The organism is Streptomyces sp. SD31, from assembly GCF_052068475.1.
GTDB lineage: Bacteria > Actinomycetota > Actinomycetes > Streptomycetales > Streptomycetaceae > Streptomyces.
Genome location: NZ_JBQHCX010000007.1, coordinates 433,147 through 457,516 on the forward strand (window position 1 = coordinate 433,147; position 24,370 = coordinate 457,516).

Annotated in this window: 9 protein-coding genes and 1 pseudogene; 4 read left to right on the plus strand and 6 right to left on the minus strand. The window is 72.9% G+C overall.

Translation table 11 applies throughout. The features are described from left to right. Nucleotides 1-16: 16 nt before the first annotated feature. Together ACTMVF_RS18075 and ACTMVF_RS18080 are read left to right on the plus strand one after the other, a co-directional pair. Nucleotides 17-5,143, plus strand: a pseudogene (locus ACTMVF_RS18075) (SDR family NAD(P)-dependent oxidoreductase); the annotation flags it as partial. A gap of 49 nt (nucleotides 5,144-5,192) precedes the next feature. Further along, nucleotides 5,193-6,377, plus strand: coding sequence for a cytochrome P450 (locus ACTMVF_RS18080; protein WP_441272070.1), 1,185 nt, complete (start codon nucleotides 5,193-5,195; stop codon nucleotides 6,375-6,377). Between the two features lie 69 nt (nucleotides 6,378-6,446). Here ACTMVF_RS18080 and ACTMVF_RS18085 read toward each other — a convergent pair whose 3' ends face one another. From ACTMVF_RS18085 to ACTMVF_RS18100, 4 genes are read right to left on the minus strand one after another with little or no spacing between them, the layout of a single operon-like run. Further along, a complete protein-coding gene (locus tag ACTMVF_RS18085; RefSeq protein WP_441272071.1) occupies nucleotides 6,447-6,641 on the minus strand; it encodes a ferredoxin in 195 nt (64 codons plus the stop codon). Nucleotides 6,642-6,675: 34 nt separating this feature from the next. Continuing rightward, nucleotides 6,676-7,878, minus strand: coding sequence for a cytochrome P450 (locus ACTMVF_RS18090; protein ID WP_441272072.1), 1,203 nt, complete (start codon nucleotides 7,876-7,878; stop codon nucleotides 6,676-6,678). After that, nucleotides 7,875-8,936 carry a DegT/DnrJ/EryC1/StrS family aminotransferase gene (locus ACTMVF_RS18095; RefSeq protein WP_441272073.1) on the minus strand — a complete coding sequence of 354 codons (1,062 nt, stop codon included), beginning with the start codon at nucleotides 8,934-8,936 and terminating at the stop codon, nucleotides 7,875-7,877. Before ACTMVF_RS18095 ends, ACTMVF_RS18090 begins: the two co-directional genes overlap by 4 nt. Then, nucleotides 8,933-10,315: a glycosyltransferase gene (locus tag ACTMVF_RS18100; RefSeq protein ID WP_441272074.1), complete on the minus strand. Its 1,383-nt coding sequence runs from the start codon at nucleotides 10,313-10,315 to the stop codon at nucleotides 8,933-8,935. Before ACTMVF_RS18100 ends, ACTMVF_RS18095 begins: the two co-directional genes overlap by 4 nt. A 354-nt stretch (nucleotides 10,316-10,669) precedes the next feature. On the opposite strand from ACTMVF_RS18100, the gene ACTMVF_RS18105 reads away from it, so the two are divergent. Next, entirely contained in the window at nucleotides 10,670-13,432 is a 2,763-nt protein-coding gene (locus ACTMVF_RS18105; RefSeq protein ID WP_441272075.1) for an AAA family ATPase, read from the plus strand. Nucleotides 13,433-13,438: 6 nt separating this feature from the next. On the opposite strand, the gene mhpA is transcribed toward ACTMVF_RS18105, so the two are convergent. Then, nucleotides 13,439-15,061, minus strand: coding sequence for a bifunctional 3-(3-hydroxy-phenyl)propionate/3-hydroxycinnamic acid hydroxylase MhpA (gene mhpA, locus ACTMVF_RS18110; protein WP_441272076.1), 1,623 nt, complete (start codon nucleotides 15,059-15,061; stop codon nucleotides 13,439-13,441). Nucleotides 15,062-15,157: 96 nt separating this feature from the next. After that, on the minus strand, nucleotides 15,158-16,186 hold the full coding sequence (locus ACTMVF_RS18115) for an FkbO/Hyg5 family chorismatase (RefSeq protein WP_441272077.1): 1,029 nt from the start codon (nucleotides 16,184-16,186) through the stop codon (nucleotides 15,158-15,160). A 263-nt stretch (nucleotides 16,187-16,449) separates the two neighbouring features. On the opposite strand from ACTMVF_RS18115, the gene ACTMVF_RS18120 reads away from it, so the two are divergent. Continuing rightward, a complete protein-coding gene (locus ACTMVF_RS18120; protein WP_441272078.1) occupies nucleotides 16,450-24,336 on the plus strand; it encodes a type I polyketide synthase in 7,887 nt (2,628 codons plus the stop codon). Nucleotides 24,337-24,370 lie beyond the last annotated feature (34 nt).

Consider the following 24,370-nt stretch of genomic DNA (forward strand, 5'->3'; position numbering starts at 1 on the left):
GTACCTGAAGTGGGTCACCGCCGACCTGCACCAGACCCGGCAGCGGCTGGAGAAGGCGGAGAACGCCCGGCACGAACCGGTGGCGATCGTCGGCATCGCCTGCCGGTTCCCCGGCGACGTCCGCTCGCCCGAGGACCTGTGGGACCTGGTGTCCTCGGGCCGGGACGCCGTCTCCGGCTTCCCCACCGACCGGGGCTGGGACCTGGGCACGCTCGCCGGCGGCGACAGCGCCACCCTGCAGGGCGGATTCCTGTACGACGCGGCCGAGTTCGACCCCGGCTTCTTCGGCATCTCCCCGCGTGAGGCGCTGGCCATGGACCCGCAGCAGCGGCTGCTGCTGGAGACCTCGTGGGAGGCGATCGAACGCGCCGGGATCGACCCGGTGACGCTGCGCGGCAGCCGGACCGGCGTGTTCGTCGGCACCAACGGCCAGGATTACGGCCATGTGCTGATCGCCTCGCAGGAGGACGTCGAGGGCCACGCCGGCATGGGCACGGCGGCCAGCGTGATCTCCGGCCGGGTCTCCTACACGCTCGGCCTGGAAGGCCCCTCGCTCACCCTCGACACCGCCTGCTCCTCCTCGCTGGTCGCCCTGCACTTGGCGGCGCAGGCGCTGCGGGGCGGCGAGTGCTCCCTCGCCCTCGCGGGCGGCGTCACCGTCATGACGACGGCGTCGAACTTCGCCGGGTTCACCCGCCAGGGCGGCCTGGCGGCCGACGGCCGCTGCAAGGCGTTCTCCGACGACGCCGACGGCACCGGCTGGTCCGAGGGCATCGGCGTGCTGCTCGTCGAGAAGCTGTCCGACGCCCGCCGCAACGGCCACCCCGTGCTCGCCGTGCTCGCGGGCAGCGCCATCAACCAGGACGGCGCCTCCAACGGGCTGTCCGCGCCCAACGGCCCCGCCCAGCGCGAGGTGATCCGCGCCGCGCTCGCCTCCGGCGGCCTCACCCCGTCCGACGTGGACGCCGTCGAGGCGCACGGCACCGGCACGACACTCGGCGACCCCATCGAGGCACAGGCGCTGATCGCCGCCTACGGACAGGACCGTGAGACGCCGCTGCGGCTGGGCGCGATCAAGTCGAACATCGGTCACACCCAGGCCGCCGCCGGCGTCGCCGGGGTGATCAAGACGGTGATGGCGCTGCGCCACGCCGAACTGCCGCCCACCCTGCATGTCACCGAGCCGACCTCGCACGTCGACTGGACGGCCGGGAACGTCGAACTGCTCACCTCCGCCGTGCCGTGGCCGCCCACGGAGAAGCCGCGCCGGGCCGGTGTGTCGTCGTTCGGTGTCAGCGGCACCAACGCGCACGTGATCATCCAGGAGGCGCCGGTCGAGGAGGCATCGGCTGAGGTGGGGCCGGCTGAGGTGGGGCCGGCTGAGGAAGCGCCCGCGGCCGGTGAGCGCCCGGCCGCCTCTGCGGTCCCCTCCTCGGTCCCGTGGCTGGTCTCCGCCAAGTCCGACACCGCCCTGAACTCACGTGTGGAGCAGGCACAACAGCTTTCCGGCGACCCCGTCGGCGCTGTCGATATCGGGTACTCCCTGCTGACCACCCGCTCCACCTCCTTCGAGCACCGAGCCGTACTCCTCGACGGCGACGTGCTCGCCCGGGGCACGGTGACCCGCCGCCCGCTCGCCGTGCTGTTCTCCGGCCAGGGCGCCCAACGCCTGGGCATGGGGCGCGAGTTGTACGACCGCTTCCCGGTGTTCCGCACCGCCCTCGACGAGGCGCTCGCGCTCCTGGACCCCGGGCTGCGCGACGTGATCTGGGGCGACGACGAGGAGGCCCTGAACCGCACCGGCAACACCCAGCCCGCGCTCTTCGCCCTCGAAGTCGCCCTCTACCGCCTGCTGGAGTCCTACGGCATCAAGCCCGACCACCTCGCCGGGCACTCGATCGGCGAGATCGCCGCCGCACATGTCGCCGGAGTCCTCACGCTGCAGGACGCGGCCACGCTGGTCACCGCCCGAGCCCGCCTGATGCAGGCCCTGCCCGCAGGCGGCGCCATGGTGTCGGTGACGGCCACCGAGGCGGACGTTCTCCCGCACCTCACCGCGCAGGTCTCCGTCGCCGCCGTCAACGGCCCCGACTCCGTGGTGATCGCCGGCGAGGAGAGCGAGGTCCTGCGGATCGCCGAACGCTGGGAGCACAAGCGGCTGCGCGTCAGCCACGCCTTCCACTCGCCGCTGATGGAGCCGATGCTCGACGAGTTCCGCAGCTCCATCAAGGACCTCGCCTTCCACACGCCGCGCCTGCCCATCGCCACGACCGGCGACGTCACCTCGCCCGAGTACTGGGTGCGGCACGTACGAGACGCGGTGCGGTTCGCCGACCACGTCGCCGCGATCGGCGACGCCACCTTCGTCGAGGTCGGCCCGGTCGGCGTGCTCTCCGCCCTCGTCGACGGCTGTGTGCCCCTGCTGCGCCGGGACCGGCCCGAGGAGACCGCCCTCGTCACCGCGCTCGCCCGGCTCCACACGGCCGGCGCGAAGGTCGACTGGTCGTCGTTCTACGCCGGTGGCCGCCGGGTCGACCTGCCCACCTACCCGTTCGACCGGCACCGGTTCTGGCCGCAGTCCACCATGGCGCCGGGCGGCCCGTACGCCGGACCGCAGCAGGCCCACCGCCCCGCGCTCCACGAGGTCGAGTGGGTCACCGCCCCGCTGGACGGCGTGCCCGTGGCCACCGCCCGCTGGGCCGTGGTCGGCACCGACGAGTTCGACGTGGCCCACGTCCTCTACAGCGCGGGCCAGACCGTCACCGGCTACGGCGAGACCCTGGCCGACGCCGCGGGCCAGGCCGCCGCGCCGGACGTGTTCGTCGTGTCGGTGTCGGGTGCCGAGACGCCCGACAGCGTGCGGGACACGACGACCCGGGTCCTGACGGTGCTTCAGGAGAGCCTGCGGTACGAGAGCGCCCGCGTGGTGTTCGTCAGCCGGGGCGCGGCAACCGGCGAGGACCTGGCCGCCGCCGCGGCGTGGGGCCTGGTGCGCACCGCACAGGCGGAGCACCCCGGCCGGTTCACCCTGGTCGACCTCGACGCGTCGGACGTGTCGATCGCCACGGTCGTACGGCTGGTGTCGTGGGACGAGCCCCAGGTGCTGGTCCGCGACGGCGTCGTCAAGGTCGCCCGCCTCGCCGAACTGCCCGCCACCGCGCCGTCCGCCCCCGCCTGGAACCCCGAGGGCACGGTCCTGATCACCGGCGGCACCGGCGGCCTGGGCGCCGCACTCGCCCGCCACCTCGTCGCCCGCCACGGCATACGGCACCTGCTGCTCGCCGGCCGCCGCGGCCCCGACGCGCCCGGCGCGGGAGAACTGCGCGCCGAACTCGAGGCGCGGGGCGCCTCGGTCACCGTCGTCGCCGCCGACGTCTCCACCGCGGACGCGGTCGCGGAACTGCTCGCCGCCGTGCCCGCCGCCCACCCGCTGACCGGTGTCGCACACACCGCCGGCGTGCTGGACGACGGCCTCGTCGACACCCTCACCCCCGCACGCCTCGACGCGGTGCTGCGCCCCAAGGCCGACGGTGCCTGGCATCTGCACCGGGCCACCCGGGACCTGGACCTCGCGGTGTTCGCGCTGTACTCGTCGGTCGCGAACGTCATGGGCGCCGCCGGGCAGGGCAACTACGCCGCCGCCAACGCCTACCTGGACGCCCTCGCCGTCCGTCGCCGGGCCGAGGGGCTGCCCGCCGTCTCGCTGGCGTGGGGTCCCTGGGCGCAGGACAGCGGCATGACGAGCGGGCTGAGCGAGGCCGCCATGGAACGCATCGCGCGCTCCGGGATGCCGCCCCTCGCGGCGGAGCAGGGCCTCGCCCTGTTCGACGCGGCGCTCGCCCGCGACGAGGCACTGCTCGTGCCGATGTACGTCAACCCGGCCGGCCAGCGGGCCCACGGCCCCGTCGCCCCGCTGCTGCGCGGCCTCCTCACCGACGCGCCCACCGCGGTGCCCGCCGAGAAGGCCGCCGTCACCGTCCTGGACCGGCTGCGCGGCGCCGGCCCCGAGGCCCGCGAGACCCTGCTGCGCGACCTCGTCGTGGGCACCTCGGCGGCGCTGCTCGGCCACCCCGACCCGAGCGCCGTCGACCCGGAGAAGGACTTCCTGGAGCTGGGCTTCGACTCGCTCATCGCCGTCGAACTCCGCAACCAGCTGGGCGAACTGCTGGGCGGCCGCAAGCTGGCGGGCTCCATCGTCTTCGACAACAAGACCCCGGCGAACCTCGCCCGGACCCTGCTCGCCGACCTCGGCACGCTCCATGGCCCGGCCGCGGCCTCCGCCGGTACCGGCGCCGCCATCGACCCGTCCGACACCGTGTTCGGGCTGTTCATGGAGTCGGTGTCGACCGGCAAGGTGCTGCAGGGCCTGAGCCTGCTGAAGGCCGTGGCGAACCTGCGCCCGATGTTCGAGACCCCGGCCGAACTGGAGGACCTGCCCACGGCGGTGACCCTCGCCGACGGCCCGGCGCTGCCCAAGCTGATCTGCGTCAGCGCGCCCGGCGCGACCGCCGGCGTCCACATGTACGCCCGCCTCGCGGCGCACCTGCGCGGCAAACGGCAGGTGTCGGCGCTGCCGCTGATCGGGTTCGAGCCGGGCGAGCCGCTGCCCAGGGACACCGCGGCCGCCGTGCGCTGGGTCGCCGAGAGCGTGCTGCACGCCAGCGATGGTGAACCGTTCTGCCTGGTCGGGCACTCCTCCGGCGGCACCCTGGCCTACCTCGCCGCGGCCGTGCTGGAGGAGACCTGGGGCATCGCCCCCGAAGCCGTGATCATGCTCGACACGCTCAGCCTCAACTACGACACCAACGAGGGCCTCGACTTCGACTCGGTCACCACCAACTACTTCACCACCATGGACTCGCCCGCGGTGAACCTGAACAGTGCGCGCCTGTCGGCGATGGCCCACTGGTTCGTCCGCATCACCGACACCGGCCTGCACCCCACCGTGCCGAAGCTGCTCGTGCGGTGCGGCCGGGAAGTGGACGGCACGGAGTTCACGACCACCGGCCAGGAGGTGTCCGTACCCGCGGACGAGATCCGCATCGTGCCCACCGACCACATGGCCATGGTCAAGGAGGACGCCGCCCTGACCGCCGGCGTGATCGAGGACTGGCTCACCACCCTGGCCACCGACCGGCCCTAGCCACCCCCACCAGCGGGCCCCAGCCACCCCCACCAGCCGGAAGGAACCCATGTCCACCGCACAGCAACTGCCCCTGATCGGGGTCGAACAGCCCTCGATCCTCGCCTTCAGCGACATCCGCCTGCGTCTGCAGGAACAGGCCCCCGTGTGCCGCATCCTCACGCCCGCCGGCGACGAGGGGTGGCTGGTGACCCGCCACGCCGAGGTCAAGGCGCTGCTGCAGGACCACCGCCTCGGCCGCTCGCACAAGGATCCGCAGAACGCGCCCCGGTTCTTCCGCAACCCGATGCTGGACATGCTCGTCACCAGCGACGACGTGGAGACCGAGCGGCGCGCCCACGAGAACAAGCGTGTCCTGTACACCAAGAGCTTCGCGGCCCGGAAGGTCCTCGACCGCCGCTCCCGCGTCGAGGCGATCGCGCACGCCACGCTCGACGGGATCATCGCCGCCGGCCCGACCGCGGACCTGCACGAGTCCTACTCGATGGAGTACTCCCAGCAGGCGCTGTGCGACATGGTCGGCGTCCCCGCCGAGGACCGCCGGCGGCTGCTCGCCATGATGGACACCGTCGGCGACACCGACCGGCAGCACGCCGAGTCCGGCATGGACGCCCTGTTCGGCTACGCCGCCGAGCTGGGCGCCAAACGCCGTGACGAACCCGGCGACGACGTGATCTCCCGCTTCATCGACTCCGGTCTCACCGACGAGGAGATCGGACTGCACACGGTCACGCTGCTGTTCACCGGCCTGTCCGGGCTCGCCTCCCACCTCGACTTCGGGGTGCTGCTGTTCCTGCGCAACCCCGACCAGCTCGCCCTCGCCATGGCCGACCCGAACGTCATGGTCCGGGCGGTCGACGAGGTCATGCGCGCCACGATCGGCAGCCCCGTGCTGCCCCGGTACGCGAGCGAGGACATCGAGATCGGCGGGGTCACCATCGCCGAGGGCGACCTGGTGATGCTCGACTTCTCGCTGGCCAACCACGACGCCCGCGCCTTCGAGGAGCCGTCCCGCTTCGACGTCACCCGCACGCCCAACCCGCACTTCACGTTCGGGCACGGCATGCGGCACTGCACGGGCGCGCCGCTGGTGCGCATCATCCTGGCCGTTGCCTACACCGCACTGTTCTCCCGCCTGCCCTCGCTGCGCCTCGCGGTGCCGGAGGCCGAACTGGAGTCGCACCCCGGCGGCCGGCTGGCCGGCGGCCTGGCGAGGTTCCCCGTCACCTGGTGACCCGCACGAAAAGCGGCCCCCGCCCAAGGGCGGGGGCCGTTTCGATGCTCGGAAGCGTTCGGGGGCGGGTCACTCGTGCACGGTGATCGCCTGAGCCGGACAGACCGACCTGGCCATCCGTGCCGAACGCTCCTCCGGCCCCTCCGGCTCCTCCTGCAGGAGGGCGACGAACCCGTCGTCGTCCTGGTCGAACACCTCGGGCGCGGTCAGCACACACTGCGCCGCCCCGATGCACTTGTCGGTGTCCACACTGATGCGCGTCATGATCTTTCCTCCGGGAAGGGGCGCTGAAGGGGCGCTACCACCGCACCGGCAGTGCGTGGAGTCCGAAGAGCACCCCGTCGTACTTGAACGGCAGTTCCTCCGGCGGAACCGCGATCTGCAGGGTCGGGATGCGGGCGAACAGCTTCTGGTAGGCGACCTCCAGCTCCAGACGCACCAGGTTCTGCCCCAGGCACTGGTGGACGCCGTAGCCGAACGCCACATGCCCGTGCGCGGACCGGGACGGGTCGAACACATGCGGGTGGTCGAAGGCCGCGGGGTCGTGGTTGGCGCCGGCCACCAGCGGTACGACGCCCTCGCCGGCCCGCAGCAGCCGGCCGCCGATCTCGATGTCCTCCACCACCACGCGCAGCGCCACCAGGTCGGCGACCGAGTGGAAGCGCAGCAGTTCCTCGATCGTGCGCTCGTCGCCGATCCACCGAGGGTCGTTCAGCAGGGTGACCGCGCCGAGGGCGATGTTGTTGGCCGTCGTCTCGTGGCCGGCGATCAGCAGCAGCATGGCCACGCCGGAGAGCTCCTGCGGGGACAGCAGCCCGCCCTCGACCAGCTTGCTGATCAGGTCGTCGCCGGGCCGCTTGGTCTTGATCGCGATCAGCCGGTTGAGGTAGCGCAGCAGTTGCTGGGAGGCGTTGTCGCGTTCCTCGTCGGTCGAGTTGATGGTGACGAGGACCTTCGTCTTGGCCTCGAAGAAGCCGCGGTCCACCTTGGGCACACCGAGCAGGGACGAGATCACCAGCGACGGCACCGACAGCGCGAAGTCCTCGACGAGGTCGGCGGTGTCGCCCCGGGCGAGCATCTGGTCGATGGTGTGGTCGACGATCTCCTCGACGACCGGCCGCAGCGCGCGGATGCGGCGCACTGTGAACTCGGGGATCAGCGCCTTGCGGAACTTGGTGTGGTCCGGCGGGTCGAGCGCCACGAACCAGCCCGGGACCTCGTCGGCGGTGGGCACGCCCCCGGTGCGCGAAGGGCGGGGGAAGCCCGGGTGCGCGGGGTTGGCGCTGATGCGCGGATCGGTGAGGATCTGGCGCACCTCCTCGTGCCGGGTCACCAGCCACACCGTGTCGCCCGAGGGCAGTGCGGCCTTCACCAGGCCGGGCCGCTGCCGGAAGTCCGTGTACTCGGGGGGCGGGAACGGGGCGCCGGGGCGGCGCAGCACGAACGGGACGATCTCGTCCTCGGCGTCGGCCTCGGCGCCGGCCGTGGGGGAGGAGGTCATGACGACACCTCGTAGAACGCGCGGACCTGCGCCACGATGAACTCCTGGTCTTCCTCGGTCAGTTCGGTGTGCGTCGGCAGATACAGGCCGTCCTCGGCGAAGCGGTTCGCGTTCAGCGTCGGCCAGACCGGGTCCAGATAGCCGGGCTGGCGGCTCATGGGCTTGAAGAACAGGCGGGTCTCGATGCCCCGGCCGGCGAGGAACTCCCGGAGTTCCTCCCGGCGTTCGGCGCGCAGGTCGTACATCCACAGCACGTCCCGCTCCGGCATCAAGGTGATGCCGTCGATGCCGCGCAGTCCCTCGTCGTAGCGCTTCTCGATCCGTGCCCGGGTGGCCAGGATCTCGTCCAGCCGCTCGGTCTGGGCCAGCGCCACGGCCGCCTGGAGGTTGGTCATGCGGAAGTTGTAGGCGAGCTTCTTGTGCAGGAAGCTGTGGTCCCGGGTGAACGCCATGCCGCGCAGATGCGCCATCTGGCGGGCCAGATGGGGGTCGTCGGTCAGGCAGATGCCGCCCTCGCCCGCCGAGATGATCTTGTTGGCGAACAGGGAGAACGCGGCTATGTCGCCGGTCGGCGCGATGCCGTGCGCCTCCGCGGAGTCCTCCACCACGCGCAGGTTGTACTCGTACGCCAGCTCCAGGATCGCGTCCATGTCGCAGCGCCGGCCGTAGATGTGCACCGGCATGATCACCTTGGTGCGCGGGGTGATCTTCTCCTCGATCCTCGTCACATCGATGTCGAGGTCGTCGGCGCAGTCCACGAACACCGGCGTGGCGCCCGTGTACGTGACCGCCCACGCGGACGCGATCATCGTGAACTCCGGCACGATCACCTCGTCGCCGGGACCGACCCCGAGGGCGCGCAGCGCGAGCGTCAGCGCGGTCGTCCCCGAGGAGCAGGCCACCCCGTGGGCCACCCCGTTGTAGGCGGCGAACGCCTCCTCGAAGCGGGGCACGTAAGGCCCTTGCGAGGAGATCCAGCCGCTGGTGACGGCCTGGGTGACGTAGTCGAGCTCGTTGCCCTTCAGCGACGGCATCGACACGGGATACGTGAAGCTCATCGACTCACTTCCGAAGACAGCGCGGGCAGGTCCAGGATCAGGTCGGCGGCGGCGGTCCGGCCGCCGGCGGCCTGTTGCAGCGCGGCCAGACGCCGGGCGTTCTCGGTGAACGCGGGGTCGTCGAGCACGCGCGTCAGCTTGTCGAGCACGTCGTCGGGGTCGACGGTGTGCGGCTTCGACAGCGTGAGCCCCACGCCGAAGCTCTCGGCGCGCACGGCCTGGTCGTAGCAGTCGACCCACAGCGGACGGGACACCATCGGCTTGCCGAAGTGGATGCTCTCCGTGTACGCGTTGCCGCCCGCGTGGGTGAAGAACACCTTCACGTTCGGGTGCGCCAGCACGTCCAGCTGCGACGGCACCCAGGTCTCCACCCGCAGGTTCCCCGGCAGGTCCGCGGGCAGATGGGCCTGTTGGTCGCGCGGCAGCTTCCACAGCACCGCGTGCCGGCCCTCCAGCCGCCGGGCCACCTCCACGAACGCCCGCACCTGCCCGGCCGTGAGCCGGGTGATCGTGCCGAAGCCCATGTAGACCACGGACCCCTGCGCGTCGAGCCAGGCGGACAGCTCGCCGGGCGGGCACTGCGGCAGCGGCGGCACCAGCGCGCCGACCGTGCGCAGCTTCGCCGGGATGTCGAAGGCGTAGTCCATCTCCGGGATCGAGTAGCACAGCACCAGCTCGGACCGCTCCACGCGGCAGAACTGGCCGTACGCCTCAGGGGCGATGCCCAGCTCCGCCCGCACCCGCGCGTCGACCGCGTTGCGCTCCTTGTTGAACTTCCCGAACGCCATGGCCAGCGTCCGCCACTGGAACAGCCTGTTCTGCCACCGCTGCAGGAACGACATGTCGGCGGGCAGGCCCGAGTGCGGCACCGGGAAGCCCTTGGGGGTGTGCGAGGGCCCGATCGGCACGGCCGAGGTCAGCAGGTTCGACGGCACGAACGGGTCGCTGAGCACGAACGGGATCCCCTTGGAGATGGCGAGCTCCCAGCCGAACTGGCACATGCTCTCCACGACCATCAGGGCCGGCCGGATCTTCTCCACCGCCTCTTCCAGCGCCCGGTACTTGGGCACCCGCAGCGCGGGCCGGTCGGTCTGCTCGATCACGGCGCGCCGCGCCTTGAACCGCGACCGCTGCGTCACCGCCGCATACGTGCTGTCGTCCCAGGTCACCGAGGACATCTCGGAGACGACCTCGCCCAGGGAGAGGAACTCGACGGGGGAGCCGACCGCCGTCGCCGCGACCTCCTCGCGCGCCTTGTCGTCGGTGGCGAACCACAGGTCGGCCACGCCGCGACGGGACAGTTCCTCCGCGAGCACCAACATCGGGTTCAACAGACCGCTCTCGGGCAGGCTGACGAACAGGATCGGCCGCTGACTCATGGCTGCACCCTTCAGGCGGCATGACGGAATCTGGCACCGCGGAATCTGCTGGTGGCGCCGAGCCTGCCCGACGCCGTGTGCCGGTGTCGCCGGGTGCGGGCCATGTCGAGGTGAAGCCCTAGAGTTGCCGCCCGCCCGATGTCCAGGTGATGCCCTAGAACCTCTGTGCTGCGCTTTCGGCACCCCGTCCGCGGCCGCGACGATGAGCACGCGGCCATGGGCCCTTCTGACGGATCTCCGTACCAGAGGGAGCGGCGTCCGTTCGTGCTCTCGCGGTGCGGTGAGAGCGCCTGACGGGCATCGCGACGCCGCGCGGACTCCGTCGGAAGGGCCCCAGGTGAGAGGTGCAGCGACATGACCGGCACGGACCGGCGCGCCGAGGCGGGGTGCACGGGACTGATCGAACGCGACGCCCAGTGGGCCAACCTCACCGCGCTGCTGTCGGACGCCGTCGCCGGATCGGGCCGGGTCGCCCTCGTGACGGGCCCGGTGGCTTGCGGCAGGACCGAGCTGCTGCACCGGTTCGGCGACCGCTGCGGCGAACGGTTCGTGTCCGCGACCTGCTCGGCCCTCGAACGCGACCTGCCCTTCGGCGTGGCCGGCCAGCTCCTGCATGCGCTCGGCGCGCCTGCCGAGGTCAGGGACCTGCTCGACGCGGCGGCCCGGACCGCGGGACCCGCGACCGCCCACCAACTGCACACGCTGTGCCTGGCGTTGCTCGACCTCGCCGCGGACAGCCCGCTGGTGATCGGCGTCGACGACGTGCAGCACGCGGACCCGCAGTCCCTGCACTGGCTGCTGTCGCTCGTCCGCCGCCTCGGCCGGGCCGGCATCCTGCTGCTCCTCGCCCGCACGGCGAGCCCCGGCGTCGCCCACTCCCCGCTGCACACCGAGCTGTCACGGCACCCGCACTGCCATGAGATCGGCGTGGCGCCCCTGTCGGAGGCGGGCATAACCGACCTGTTCGGCGGCGCCGACGCGGGCCGCGAGGCCATGGCGCTCACCGGGGGGAACCCGCTGCTGGCCCGGTGCCTGCTCGCCGACCGGCGGACGGCCGGGCCGGACGCGGACGGCGTACCGGCGCCCGGCCCCGGGTTCCGCCGGGCCCTCGTCAGCTGTGTCCACCGCTGCGAGCCGTACGTCGTGGCGGTCGCCCGCGCGCTCGCCGTCACCGGCGCCCACGCCACCGTCGAGCGGCTGGGCCGCCTCGCCGGCCTCGATGTCGAGGCGGTGCGCTCGGCGCTCGACCTCCTGACCGACGCCGGGCTGCTGGCCGACGGCCGCTTCCGCACCGACGCCGCCCGCACCGCCGTACTCGACGACATGCCCGCCGACGAACGCGGCCGGACCCACCGGACCGCCGCTCTGCTGCTGCACGACGAGGGAGCGCCCGCGACCGAGGTGGCGCCCTACCTGCTGCGCGCCGACGGAGCCGACAGGGCCGACGAGAGCTGGGCGGTACCGGTGTTCGAGGAGGCCGCCGAGCACGCGCTGCGCGAGGAACGGATCGACACGGCGCTGCGCTGCCTCGAACGCGCCCACCGCGCCTGCCCCGAGGCACACCGGCAGGCGGCGATCGCGGCGAAGCTGGTGCGCGTGGAGTCGCGGGTCAACCCCGCCGCCGCGGGCCGCCGGCTCACCACCGTCACCGACGCGATGCGCGCCGGGCGGCTGTCCGACCGCGATGTGCGCTCCCTGGTGCCGCCCCTGCTGTGGCACGGGCGCGTCGACGAGGCGGCCGAGGCGATGGAACGGCTGCGGCGCGCCCGCCACCAGCCGGGCACCGCCGACCGGACCACCGAGCTGTGGCTGGCCTGCACCCACCCGCCGCTCGCCCGACGCACCCGGCCACCCGCCGGGACCGACCGCGACAGCGGACCGGCCGGCCGCACCACCGGCCCGGCACTCAGGGCCGTGACGGCGCTGACGACCGTCCTCACCCAGGGGCCCGACGAACACGCCGTCACCGACGCCGAGCACGTGCTGCAGGTCGCGCGGCCGAGCGACGGCATGTCCTGGGGGCCCCAGACGGCACTGCCCGCGCTGCACGCCCTCGTGCACGCCGGCCGCCTCGACCTCGCCCGGTCCTGGTGCGACAAACTCCTCGACGACGCCCGGGCCAGGGACCTCGCCGTGGCACAGGCGCTCTACGCCGGGGTGCGCGGCGACATCGCCCTGCGCGAGGGCGACCTCGCCGGGGCCCACGCCCACGCCCGCGACGCGCTCACCCTCATGCCCCCGGGCGGCTGGGGAGTCGCGGTCGGCGCCCCGCTGGGCGTCCTCGTCGAGACGGCGACCAAGCAGGGCAGGCACGAGGAGGCCGCTGCCCACCTCACCCAGCCCGTGCCCGACGCCATGTTCCAGAGCCGCTACGGCCTGCCCTACCTGCACGCCCGCGGCCACCACTACCTGGCCACCGACCGGCACTACGCCGCGCTCGCGGACTTCCTCTCGTGCGGCGAGCTGATGACCGAGTGGGGCATCGACCAGTCGGTGCTCGTGCCATGGCGTACCAGTGCCGCCGAGGCGTGGCTGCGGCACGGCAAGAACCGCGACGAGGCCAAACGGCTCCTGGGCGAACAGCTCGCCCGGCTCGGCCCGGAGACCTCGCGCACCCGCGGCGTGGCCCTGCGCCTGCTCGCGGCGACCACCGCGCCCCAGCACCGGCCCCGGCTGCTCGACGAGGCCGTCGCCGTCCTTCAGGAGTGCGGCGACCAGTACGAACTCGCCCGCGCACTGGGCGACTTGAGCAACGCGCACCAGGCGCTGCGCGAGCACCGGCGGGCCTGGAGCGTCGCCCGGCGCGCCTGGCACGTGGCGAACGTGTGCGACGCGACGGCGCTGCGCGACGAACTCCTGCCCAGCCGGCGCGGGCCCGACGACGAGTCATCCGAGGAACAGCCGCCGACCGACCCGATCTCCCGGCTCACCGACGCGGAGAGGCGCGTGGCGGCGCTCGCCGCGGTCGGCCTCACCAACCGGGAGATCGCCGGCAAGCTGTTCATCACCCCGAGCACCATCGAGCAGCACCTCACCCGGGTCTACCGCAAACTCAACGTGAAGTACCGCAAGGACCTGCCGACCGGCCTGCACAGCCATCTGCCGGACACGGCCTGAACCGGGTCAGGCCAGGTGCAGCTGCTCGCGCAGTTCACCGACCAGCACCGACAGGTCGGCGCGGTCCGCGGCGAACCCGAACACATAGTGGTCCGGCCGCACCAGCACCCCCGTCTGGCGGGTCTGCGCCAGGTAGGGCAGATACGTCCGCTGCACGTCCACCACTTCGTGATCCCGCGCCCGCTTCGGCGGGATCCCCGCCGGCAGGACCCGGACCAGGCGCGTCCCGATCGACTTGAGGAAGTCGAGGTCGTCCTCGGACAGTGTCTCGTACGGGTCGACGGTCGTGATCAGCTGGAAGCCGCGGCCCACCACCTCGTCGAAGCGGTCCTTGACCGTGCCGCGCGCCACCACGCCCTGCGGCGACAGCTCACCGGCCCGCGGCGCCACCGACCCCGAGGCGTCACGGCGTACGACACCGTCCTCCAGGGCGAACCACGACGGCGACAACGACGGAGCGTCGGGCCGGGAGTGCAGGCCGATCAGATAGGCGTCGCGGCGTGCGGCGGCCGCGTGGTCGAGTTCGGAGACGATCCTGCCGACCTCGATGGACATGTCGATGGTGTGCCGCACCTGCCGGGACCGCTCCGCCTGGTACACGTCGAGCAGCGTGTCGCGGGCCGTGCCGCGCAGCACGAGGTCCAGCTTCCACGCCAGGTTCGCCGCGTCCCGGATGCCCGAGCACATGCCCTGCCCCGCGAACGGCGGCATCAGGTGCGCCGAGTCACCGGCCAGCAGCAGCCGCCCGGCCCGCCAACTGTCGGCGAGGGCCGCCTGGAACGTGTAGACGATGTTGCGGGTCAGATCGGCGTTCTCGGGCGTCACGTCGTACGGTGCGAGCAGTTGCCACATGCGTTCGTGGGTGCTGAGCTCCTCGACGGACTCGCCCGGCAGCCGCATGAACTCCCAGCGGCGGTGGCCCCGGCCGGAGGCGACGATCGTGGTCGGCCGGTTCGGATCGCAGATCTGGACGTCGTTGGGGCGGAACGAGCGCGGCTCGTGGAACACGACGTCGACGAGCAGCCAGTCGTGCGCGAAGCCGAGGTCGGTCAGCTTCGCGCCCATGGCGTCGCGCACGAAGCTGTTCGCGCCGTCGCATCCGACGACGTACGACGCCGTGACCCGCCCGTCCGCCGGCTCGCCGGCGCCCGGGGCGGTGATCTCGACATGGTCGCCGTGGTCGGTGATCTGCCGCACCTCGTGCCCGAACAGGGCGGTGACGTTCGGCAGTTCGGCGACATGTGCGCGCAGCGCCTTCTCGAATGTCGGCTGGTGCATGACGGTGGCGATCGGCCAGCCGTCGCGGCCGGGCTCGTACGGTGCCTCGAAGCTGAACAGCTCCCGGCCCGCGCCGTTCTGGAACATGTACTGCCCGAGCGGCTCGCCCAGTTCCATCAGCTCGGCACCGATGCCCGCCGTGGCGAACGTGCGTGCGGTCTCGCCGTCGAAGGCGACCACGCGCGGGAACGGGTACTGGTTCTCGTACTTCTCCAGGATGACGACCTGCCATCCGCGGTGGGCCAGCAGGATGGACAGTACGAGTCCCACCGGGCCGCACCCGACCACCGCGACGTCCGCGGTGAGACCGGAGGCGGCGGGGCCGGAGCGCGCTGCTGAGGACGGCATCATGGGGGGCATCTCCGCGGTCGGGAAACGGAATCGATCACGCCTCCCGGATGATAGGGCCGAGGTGTCGAGGTGATTGCCCAGTTGTGCGACAGGGCTTCAGGGGACGATTCCCTCGATCTCCACCAGGAGACCGGAACGGCAGACGTCGACGTTCAAATAGGCGGTCCTCGCGGCGGGTGAGAAATACTCCGAGCACATTCGGCGTACGACGGGAATGTCCTCGCGGTGGCGCACGTACACCTTGATGTTGTCGAGGTCGCTCAGTCCGGTGCGCCGCTCGATCTCATGGGCGGCGAGATTGTCCCGGGAAATGAGGTGGGCGATGTTGTCCAGCGAGAGTTCCACCTGCTTCACCAGATCGCCCTCGTACAGCGTCTCGTGTCCTCGTATGCTCGCGGTGCCCGACACATAGATCTGCCCGCCGCTGCGGTCGGTGTGCGTCTCGGCGAGGTAGGTGGCGCGCGCGAACTTCGGCGGGCGCGGGCCGTACTGCTGCGGGTAGTGGTAGGCGGACACCTGCTTGGAGTTCTCCACCGAGGTCGGCGCGGCCGACCGGCTGACCAGGAAGTAGAAGGAGATCCCGCCGCCCAGCGCGCCGATGCCGGTGGCGGAGGGCACCTCCTGGTCCCCGAAGTGGAACAGCTCGAACGCCTCCGCGCGCCCCCGGCAGAAGTCGCGGTAGACCTCCAGGCCGTCGGCGTTGTCCCCGTTGATGTCGGCCACGAAGTTCCACATCCGGAAGCAGTTCTTGTAGCCGAGGCCGTCCATCAGCTCCAGCGCGGTGCAGTACGCGGCACGGGTGGCTTCCGTATAGCGACCGGCCTGGGGGATGCGGCCCGCCACGATCAGATACTCGCCGTCGTGCGCGTAGGCGACCTCCCGCACCACTCCGGTCTCCACCGGCCGGTCGGTGGTCCACACCTCGGCGAACGCCTCGTCCGCCGTGTGCGCCATGTGCAGGCCGATCGTCAGCGCGCCGTTCTCGATGCCCGGATCGGTCGGCTCGGTCGTGTAGTTGACGACTCCGAGGACGTTCCCGCCGAGCACCGCGTCGGTGACATCGGCCGGATTCATGAAAGTGGAGGAAGGAAGGCCGAGGCCGACCGCCGGATTCACCTGAGTCATCGAAGAACGCCCTTCTCGGGATCAGGAAATCGATCGGCCTCATTCGTAGCACCCGCAGTACGGGCATTTCGGGCCCGCCCGGCGTGGACCTTTGGAGCTGCGTGCGGATAGGGGGGTCATAGGGGTGGTTCCGCCCGGTGCCCGGGATTCGATAGGGGGAGCGCTTCCGGCGGCCCGATGACTCGGATTTTTCCTACTTGTTGTTCGGGCATGCTCGACGTCAGCATCGCGCCTGTCGCCCGTAATGAGGGAGCGTCGTCGGAATGTTTCGCACCGAACTGATCCGGCCCCTGTCCGACCTGCTCCGCGATCACGCCGAGCGCATCCCCGGCAAGGTCGCCTTCCAGGACCACCGGCGCACCGTGACGTACGCGGAGCTGGAGCGGCGCACCCGGCGCCTCGGCGGACATCTGGCCGACCTGGGCCTGCAACCCGGCGACCGCGCGCTGATCCACCTCGGCAACGGCGTCGAGATCGTCGAGAGCTACCTCGCCGTCACCCGTGCCGGCGGCGTCGCCGTGCCGTTCAACCCGCACTGCGCCGACGCCGAACTCGCCCACGCCGCCGACGACAGCGGCGCCCGCGTGGTCATCACCGACCCCGCCCACCTGGAGCAGGTACGCACCCTGCTGCCGGGCCGCCCCTACCTCAGGGTCGTCGTCACCGGCGACGCCCCCGAACCCCGCCCGGGCAGCGGCGCGTTGGTGTCGTACGACGACCTCGTCGGCCGCGACCCGGCGCAGCCCGCCCGCGACGACCAGGGCCTGGACGAGGCCGCGTTCATGCTCTACACCTCCGGCACCACCGGCAAGCCCAAGGGCGTGCTGTCGACCCAGCGCTCCTGCCTGTGGTCGGTCGCCGCCTGCTACGCACCCGTCGTCGGCCTCTCGGAGGACGACACGGTGCTGTGGCCGCTGCCGCTGCACCACTCCCTGGCCCATGTGCTGTGCGTGATCGGCGTGACCGCGACCGGCGCCACCGCACGCCTCCTCGACGGCTTCTCCGCCGACGAGGTGCTGCACGCCCTCGACGAGGACACGTACACCTTCATGGCCGGCGTCCCGACCATGTACCACCACCTCCTGGAGGCGGCCCGCGCACGCCCCGCGCCCCCCGGCGCGACCACCCTCACCCGCTGCCTCACCGCCGGCTCCAACTGCCCCACCCCGCTGCGCGCCGAGTTCGAGACGGTCTTCGGCATCCCCCTCCTCGACGGCTACGGCTCCACCGAGACCTGCGGCCTGATCACCGTCAACTGGCCGCACGGCACCCGCATCCCCGGCTCCTGCGGACTGCCCGTGCCCGGGGTGACGGTGCGTCTGGTCGACCCCGACACCGCCGAGGACGTCGCGCAGGGCGCCGAGGGCGAGGTCTGGGTGCGCGGCCCCAACCTCATGCTCGGCTACCACAACCAGCCCGAGGCCACCGCACAGGCGATGCCGGGCGGCTGGTACCGCACCGGCGACCTCGCGCGCCGCGACGCGTTCGGCTACCTCACCATCACCGGCCGGGTGAAGGAACTCATCATCCGCGGCAGCGAGAACATCCACCCCGGCGAGGTGGAGCAGGTCCTGCTGAAGGTGCCCGGCGTCTTCGACGCCGCCGTCGTCGGCACCCCGCACGACGTGCTCGGCGAGGTGCCCATCGCCTTCGTCGTCCCCGCCGAGGACGGCTTCGACCCCGAACAGCTCTACGACGCCTGCCGCGCCCAACTGTCCGGCTTCAAGGTGCCCGAGGCCGTCTACGAGATCGACCACATCCCGCGCACCAGCTCCGGCAAGATCACCCGGCACGTCCTGCGCGAGCGCCCCGCACGGCTGCGCGCGGCGAGCGGCGGCCAGCACGAGGCACTGCTGCGCATGGACTGGGCGCCACTGCCCTCGCTACGCACCGCCGGACTCCAGGCCGCCGCACGCTGGGCCGTCGTGGGACCGGACCGCTTCGGCCTCACCGCCGCCCTCACCGCCACCGGACTCCAGGTCACCCCGCACACCGATGCCGCCGCCCTGCACACCGCCCTGGCGGACGGCGATCCCGCGCCGGACGTGGCCGTGCTGTGCCTCCCCGACGACCTGGACCCCGGCGGTCGACTCGCCCGCGCCGCGCACACGGCCACCGACGAGGTGCGCGACATCCTCCGGACCTGGGCCGGCGACGACCGCCTCGCCCCCTGCCGCCTGGTCGTGCTCACCCGCAACGCGGTCGCCGCCGGCGAGGAAGGCGTGCGCGACCTCCTGCACGCCCCGGTGTGGGGGCTGCTCCGCTCACTGCAGGTGGCCCACCCGCACCGGTTCACCCTCGTCGACATCGACGCCGACGACACCTCGCCCGGCGTGCTGCCGTCCGCCGTCGCCACCGACGAGCCGCAGCTCGCGGTGCGTTCCGCAAGCGTGCTGGCACCGCGTCTGAAGCGGGTGTCCGCCACCGTCAACTCCGGCCTCGCGCAAGGAGTCGACCCCCAGCGCACCGTCGTCGTCACCGGCGCGGCCGGCCCACTGGGCGCCGCCCTGGCCCGGCACCTCGTCGCCGCCTACGGCGCCCGGCACCTGCTGCTGATCGGCCCCCGCGGCCGGGGCGACGACGCCACCGCCCGGCTGGAGGGCGAACTCGCCGCACTCGGCGCCCGGGTGGCCGTCGCCGCCTGCGACGTGACCGACCGCAAGGCCCTCGCCGAAGCTCTGGGCCGACTGAAGCGGCCCGTCGGCGCGGTCGTCCACTGCGACGGCGAGTACGCGGACGCCCCCGGCGCCACCGGGGCCGACGAACGCGACGCGTTCCGCACGGCTGTCTCCGGCGCGGTCAACCTGCACCAGCTCACCAAGGACGGCGACGTACGCGCCTTCGTGATGCTGTCCACCGTCGCCGGCGCCCTCGGCCTGCCCGGCTCGCAGGAGCGCGCGGCGGCCAACGCCTTCCTCGACGCGCTGGCCTGCTACCGCCGCGACCGCGGCCTGCCCGCCCTGTTCCTCGCCGCCGGTTCCCCCGACGCGCCCACCACCTCGGGCCACGTGCGTGACCTGCCCCACCAGGAGTTCACGGCGATGTTCGACATCGCCACCGGGGCCGGGATGACCCAGGCCGTGATCATGCGCATCGACAGCGCCGCCCTGCGTGAGCGCACCGCACAGGCCGAAGTGCCCCCGCTGCTGCGCGGACTGATCGACGTCTCCGCACCCCTGACGGCACCGGACGACCACCGGCTGACCGAACTGCGGCAGCAGCTCACGGCCCGGACACCGGAGGAGCGCGACACCTTCCTGCTCGACCTCGTGCGCACCGAGGTCGCCGCCGTGCTCGCCCTGACCGGCACCGAACGCGTCGCCCCGCGCAGGACGTTCCGCGAACTCGGCCTCACCTCCGCCCACGCCGTGGACCTCCGCAACCGGCTCACCACCGCCACCGGCCTGCACCTGGCCGTACCGGTCGCCTTCGACCACCCGACGCCCACCGCGCTCGCCCGTCACCTCAGGGCCGAACTCCTCGGCGAACGCCCCGCCACGGCGCCCACCGACGCCGCACTCGTACCGCTGGACGAACCGATCGCGATCGTCGGCATGGCCTGCCGCTTCCCCGGCGGCATCGCCTCCCCCGAGGACCTGTGGCGGATCGTCGACACCGGCACGGACGTCGTGTCCGCGTTCCCCACCGACCGCGACTGGGACCTGGACGCCCTCGCCGCCGGCGCCAGCCACACCCGCCACGGCGGATTCCTCCACGACGCCGCCGACTTCGACGCCGGTTTCTTCGGCATCTCACCGCGCGAGGCCCTGGCCATGGACCCCCAGCAGCGGCTGCTCCTCGAGGTGTCCTGGGAGGCCCTGGAACGCGCCGGCATCGACCCGGCGACGCTGCGCGGCACCGACGGGGGCGTGTTCACCGGCGTCATGTACCACGACTACGGCACCGGCCTGACCGCCGCGCCCGAGGGCACCGAGGGGTACTGGACCACCGGCACCGCCGGCAGCGTCGTCTCCGGCCGCATCGCCTACACCCTCGGCCTGCAGGGCCCCGCCGTGACCGTCGACACCGCCTGCTCCTCGTCCCTGGTGGCCCTGCACTGGGCGGCACGCTCACTGCGCCAGGGCGAGTGCTCCCTCGCGCTGGCCGGCGGCGTCACCGTCATGTCGACGCCGGCCACGTTCGTCGAGTTCTCCCGGCAGGGCGGCCTCTCCGCCGACGGGCGCTGCAAGGCGTTCAGCGACAGCGCCGACGGCACCGGCTGGTCCGAGGGCGCCGGCCTCGTCGTACTGGAACGCCTGTCCGACGCGCGCCGCAACGGGCACCGCGTGCTGGCCGTGCTGCGCGGCAGCGCCGTCAACCAGGACGGCGCCTCCAACGGCCTGACCGCACCCAACGGGCCCTCCCAGCAACGGGTCATCGGCCAGGCGCTCGCCGCCGCCGGACTCACCCCCGCTGACATCGACGCCGTCGAGGCCCACGGCACCGGAACCACCCTCGGCGACCCCATCGAGGCTCAGGCGCTCATCGCCGCCTACGGCCAGGAACGGCCCGCCGACCGGCCGCTGTGGCTCGGCTCGGTCAAGTCCAACATCGGCCACACCCAGGCCGCGGCCGGCGTCGCCTCGGTCATCAAGACGGTGATGGCCCTGCGCCACGGCGTCCTGCCCAAGAGCCTGCACATCACCGCCCCCTCCACCCACGTCGACTGGAGCACGGGCGGCGTCGAACTCCTCACCGCCCCCACCGCGTGGACCGACCCCGGCCGTCCCCGCCGGGCCGGCGTCTCCGGCTTCGGCGTCAGCGGCACCAACGCGCACCTGATCCTGGAGGAGGCCCCCGCCTCCGCATCCGCGCCCGAGGCCGAGCCGGACGATCCGGCGGACCGGCCCGGCAACGCGCCCTCGGTAGCGCCCTCCGTCGTGCCCTGGGTCGTGTCGGCCCGGACCGCCCCAGCCCTCGACACCCAGCTCGACCGCCTGGCCGCGCTGGAGGCGGCCCCGCTGGACGTGGCGCTGTCGCTGGCGACGACCCGGACCGCGCTGGAGCACCGGGCGGTGCTCGCCGACGGCACCGAGATCGCGCGCGGCACGGCCCAGGACCGGCAGCTTGCGCTCCTCTTCTCCGGACAGGGCTCGCAACGGCTGGGCATGGGCCGGGAGTTGTACGAACGGTTCCCGGTGTTCGCGGCCGCGTTCGACGCCGCCCTCGCCGAACTGGACCCCGGGCTGCGCGAGGTGATGTGGGGCCATGACGCCGACGCACTGAACGACACCCGGCACACCCAGCCCGCCCTGTTCGCCGTCGAGGTCGCGCTGTACCGCCTCGTCGAGTCCCTCGGGGTGACCCCCTCCTTCGTCGCCGGGCACTCCATCGGCGAGATCGCCGCCGCTCACGTCGCAGGCGTGTTCACCCTGGCCGACGCCTGCCGCCTGGTGTCCGCGCGGGCCCGGCTGATGCAGGAACTGCCGACCGGCGGCGCGATGGTCGCCGTCGAGGCCACCGAGGACGAGGTGCTGCCGCATCTGACGGACCTGGTGTCGATCGCCGCCGTCAACGGCCCCCGCTCGCTGGTCGTCGCGGGCGAGGAGGCCGAAGTGGGCGCGCTCGTCGAGCGGTTCCCCGGCCGCAAGACTAGGCGTCTCCTGGTCAGCCATGCGTTTCACTCGCCCTTGATGAACCCGATGCTGGAGGACTTCAGGGCCGCCGTCGCCGATGTGCCGGCCGCCGAGCCGCGCATTCCGGTGGTGTCGAACCTGACCGGCCGGCTCGCCGCGCCCGGCGAGCTGACCTCGCCGGACTACTGGGTCCGCCATGTCCGCGAGACGGTCCGCTTCCACGACGGCGTACGCACCCTGGGCGACCAGGGCGCGACAGCCTTCCTGGAACTGGGCCCCGACGGGGTGCTCTCCGCGCTAATACCGGACGGGCTCGACGCCACCTCCTCCGGCACGTCCCCGGCCGACGACGTGCCGGTGGTCGCGCTACTGCGCAAGGACCGCCCGGAGGAGGCGGCCGCGGTGACCGCGCTGGCCCGGCTGTACGCCGCCGGTACGCACGTCGACTGGGCGCCCCTCTTCGACGGCACCGGCGCACACCGCGTCGACCTGCCCACGTACCCCTTCCAGCGGCAGCGCTACTGGCCCGAGCCCGCCGCCCGCCCCGCCGACCCGGTCGACACGGAGTTCTGGGACCTCGTCGACGGCGGCGACCTGGCCGCCGAGCTCGACCTGGCCCCCGACACCGCCGCCGCCGTGGCTCCCGCGCTGGCGTCCTGGCGCTCCCGCCGGCAGGGCCGTTCCGCTCTGGACGGCCGGCGCTACCGAGAGTCCTGGACCCGGTTGTCCCTGCCGCCCGGTGACGTGCCCGGCGCGTGGCTCGTCGTCGTACCGGCGGGGGAGCGGGACGACTGGACCTCGGCGGTCGTGGACGCCCTGGGCGCCACGGTCCTGGAGGTCGGCGCGCCGGACCGCACGGCGCTCGCGGAGCGGCTGCGCGGCTTCCCCGGCACGGGCGTCGTGTCGCTGCTGGGCACCGGCCCGCAGATGTCGGGCGACGACACCCCCTACGCCCTCTCCGCCACCCTCGCACTCGTCCAGGCGCTCGGTGACGCCGAGGTCCCCGCGCCCCTGTGGGCCGTGACCCGGGGCGCGGTGTCGACCGGCGACGGCGACCCCGTGACCGACCCCGCGCAGACGGCGCTCTGGGGACTCGGCCGGGTCGTCGCACTGGAGCACCCGCACCGCTGGGGCGGCCTCGTCGACCTGCCCGAAACCGTCGACGCGCGAGGACTGCGCGCCGCCCTGGGCAACCAGCTCGGCGAGGACCAGCTGGCCGTGCGCGGCGACGCCGTCCTCGGCCGCCGCCTGATACCCGCACCCCGCGCGGGCCGCACCGGAGGGTGGACACCCTCGGGCTCGGTCCTGATCACCGGCGGCACCGGCGCACTCGGCGGCGCGGTCGCCGAGGCGCTGGCGGCCCGGGGCGCCGAGCACCTCGTCCTCGCCAGCCGCCGGGGCCCGCAGGCACCCGGCGCCGACGAGCTCGTGGCCCGCTTGACGGAGTACGGCGCCGAAGTGACCGTACGGGCCTGCGACGTCGCCGACCGCGAAGCCGTACGCGAACTGCTGGCCGGCATCCCCGGCCTCACCGCGGTCGTGCACGCGGCCGGCATCGACACCGGCGACGGGCCCGTCGCCTCCCTCACCCCCGAGCGGCTGCACACCGTACTGGCCGCCAAGCTCACCGCGGCCCGCCACCTGCACGAACTGACGTCAGACCTCGACGCGTTCGTCCTGTTCTCCTCGGGCGCGGCAGCCTGGGGCAGCGGGGGACAGCCCGCCTACGCCGCCGCCAACGCCTACCTCGACGGCCTCGCCCAACTGCGCCGGGCCCAGGGACACGCCGCGACCTCCCTGCAGTGGGGCACCTGGGACGGCGCCGGCATGGCCGCCGACCCCGAGACGGCCGAACAACTGCGCCGGCACGGCATGCTGCCGATGGAGCCGCGGCTCGCACTGACCGCGCTGAGCGAGGCGGTCGCGGACGGCGAGACCGTCCTGACCGTCACCCACACGGACTGGCGGCGCTTCGCCCCCGGCTTCACCGCTGCCCGCCCCGCGCCCCTCCTGACGGAGATCCCGGAGTTCACCCGGGCCCTCACGGACATGGACGAGGACCAGGCCGGTGAGGCCCCCGCCCTCGCCGACCGGCTCTCCGCCCTGCCCGAGGACGAACGGACCGCCACCGTGCTCGACCTGGTGCGCACCCAGGCCGCCGCCGTCCTCGGACACCCCGGCGTCGACTCGATCAGCGTCGACAAGGCATTCCGCGACCAGGGCTTCGACTCGCTGACCGCCGTCGAGATGCGCGACCGGATCAGGGCCGCCACCGGCCTGCCGGTCCCGTCCGGGCTGGTCTTCGACCACCCGACGCCGCGCGCCGTGGCCGAACACCTGCTGTCCCGGCTCGCCGCACCCACCGGCTCGGCGCTGACCGAACTCACCCGGCTGGAGGCGGCGTTGCCCTCCGCCCCGGCCGCCGACCAGGACGCCGTCCGGGAACGCCTGGAGAAGCTCCTCGCGAGCCTGCGCACGCCGGCCGCGCCGCGTTCCTCCGAGGACGACATCAACAGCGCCTCCGTCGAGGACCTCCTGTCGATCATCGACGACGAGTTGCTCGACCACCCGTGACTTGCTGTCCCCGCATGACTTGTTGTGCCCGCGT

Excerpts from the sequence above, each read along its gene's own strand:
- ACTMVF_RS18080 (WP_441272070.1), top strand. The coding sequence starts at position 5,193 with ATGTCCACCGCACAGCAACTGCCCCTGATCGGGGTCGAACAGCCCTCG.
- ACTMVF_RS18085 (WP_441272071.1), bottom strand. The coding sequence starts at position 6,641 with ATGACGCGCATCAGTGTGGACACCGACAAGTGCATCGGGGCGGCGCAG.
- ACTMVF_RS18090 (WP_441272072.1), bottom strand. The coding sequence starts at position 7,878 with ATGACCTCCTCCCCCACGGCCGGCGCCGAGGCCGACGCCGAGGACGAG.
- ACTMVF_RS18095 (WP_441272073.1), bottom strand. The coding sequence starts at position 8,936 with ATGAGCTTCACGTATCCCGTGTCGATGCCGTCGCTGAAGGGCAACGAG.
- ACTMVF_RS18100 (WP_441272074.1), bottom strand. The coding sequence starts at position 10,315 with ATGAGTCAGCGGCCGATCCTGTTCGTCAGCCTGCCCGAGAGCGGTCTG.
- ACTMVF_RS18105 (WP_441272075.1), top strand. The coding sequence starts at position 10,670 with ATGACCGGCACGGACCGGCGCGCCGAGGCGGGGTGCACGGGACTGATC.
- mhpA (WP_441272076.1), bottom strand. The coding sequence starts at position 15,061 with ATGATGCCGTCCTCAGCAGCGCGCTCCGGCCCCGCCGCCTCCGGTCTC.
- ACTMVF_RS18115 (WP_441272077.1), bottom strand. The coding sequence starts at position 16,186 with ATGACTCAGGTGAATCCGGCGGTCGGCCTCGGCCTTCCTTCCTCCACT.
- ACTMVF_RS18120 (WP_441272078.1), top strand. The coding sequence starts at position 16,450 with ATGTTTCGCACCGAACTGATCCGGCCCCTGTCCGACCTGCTCCGCGAT.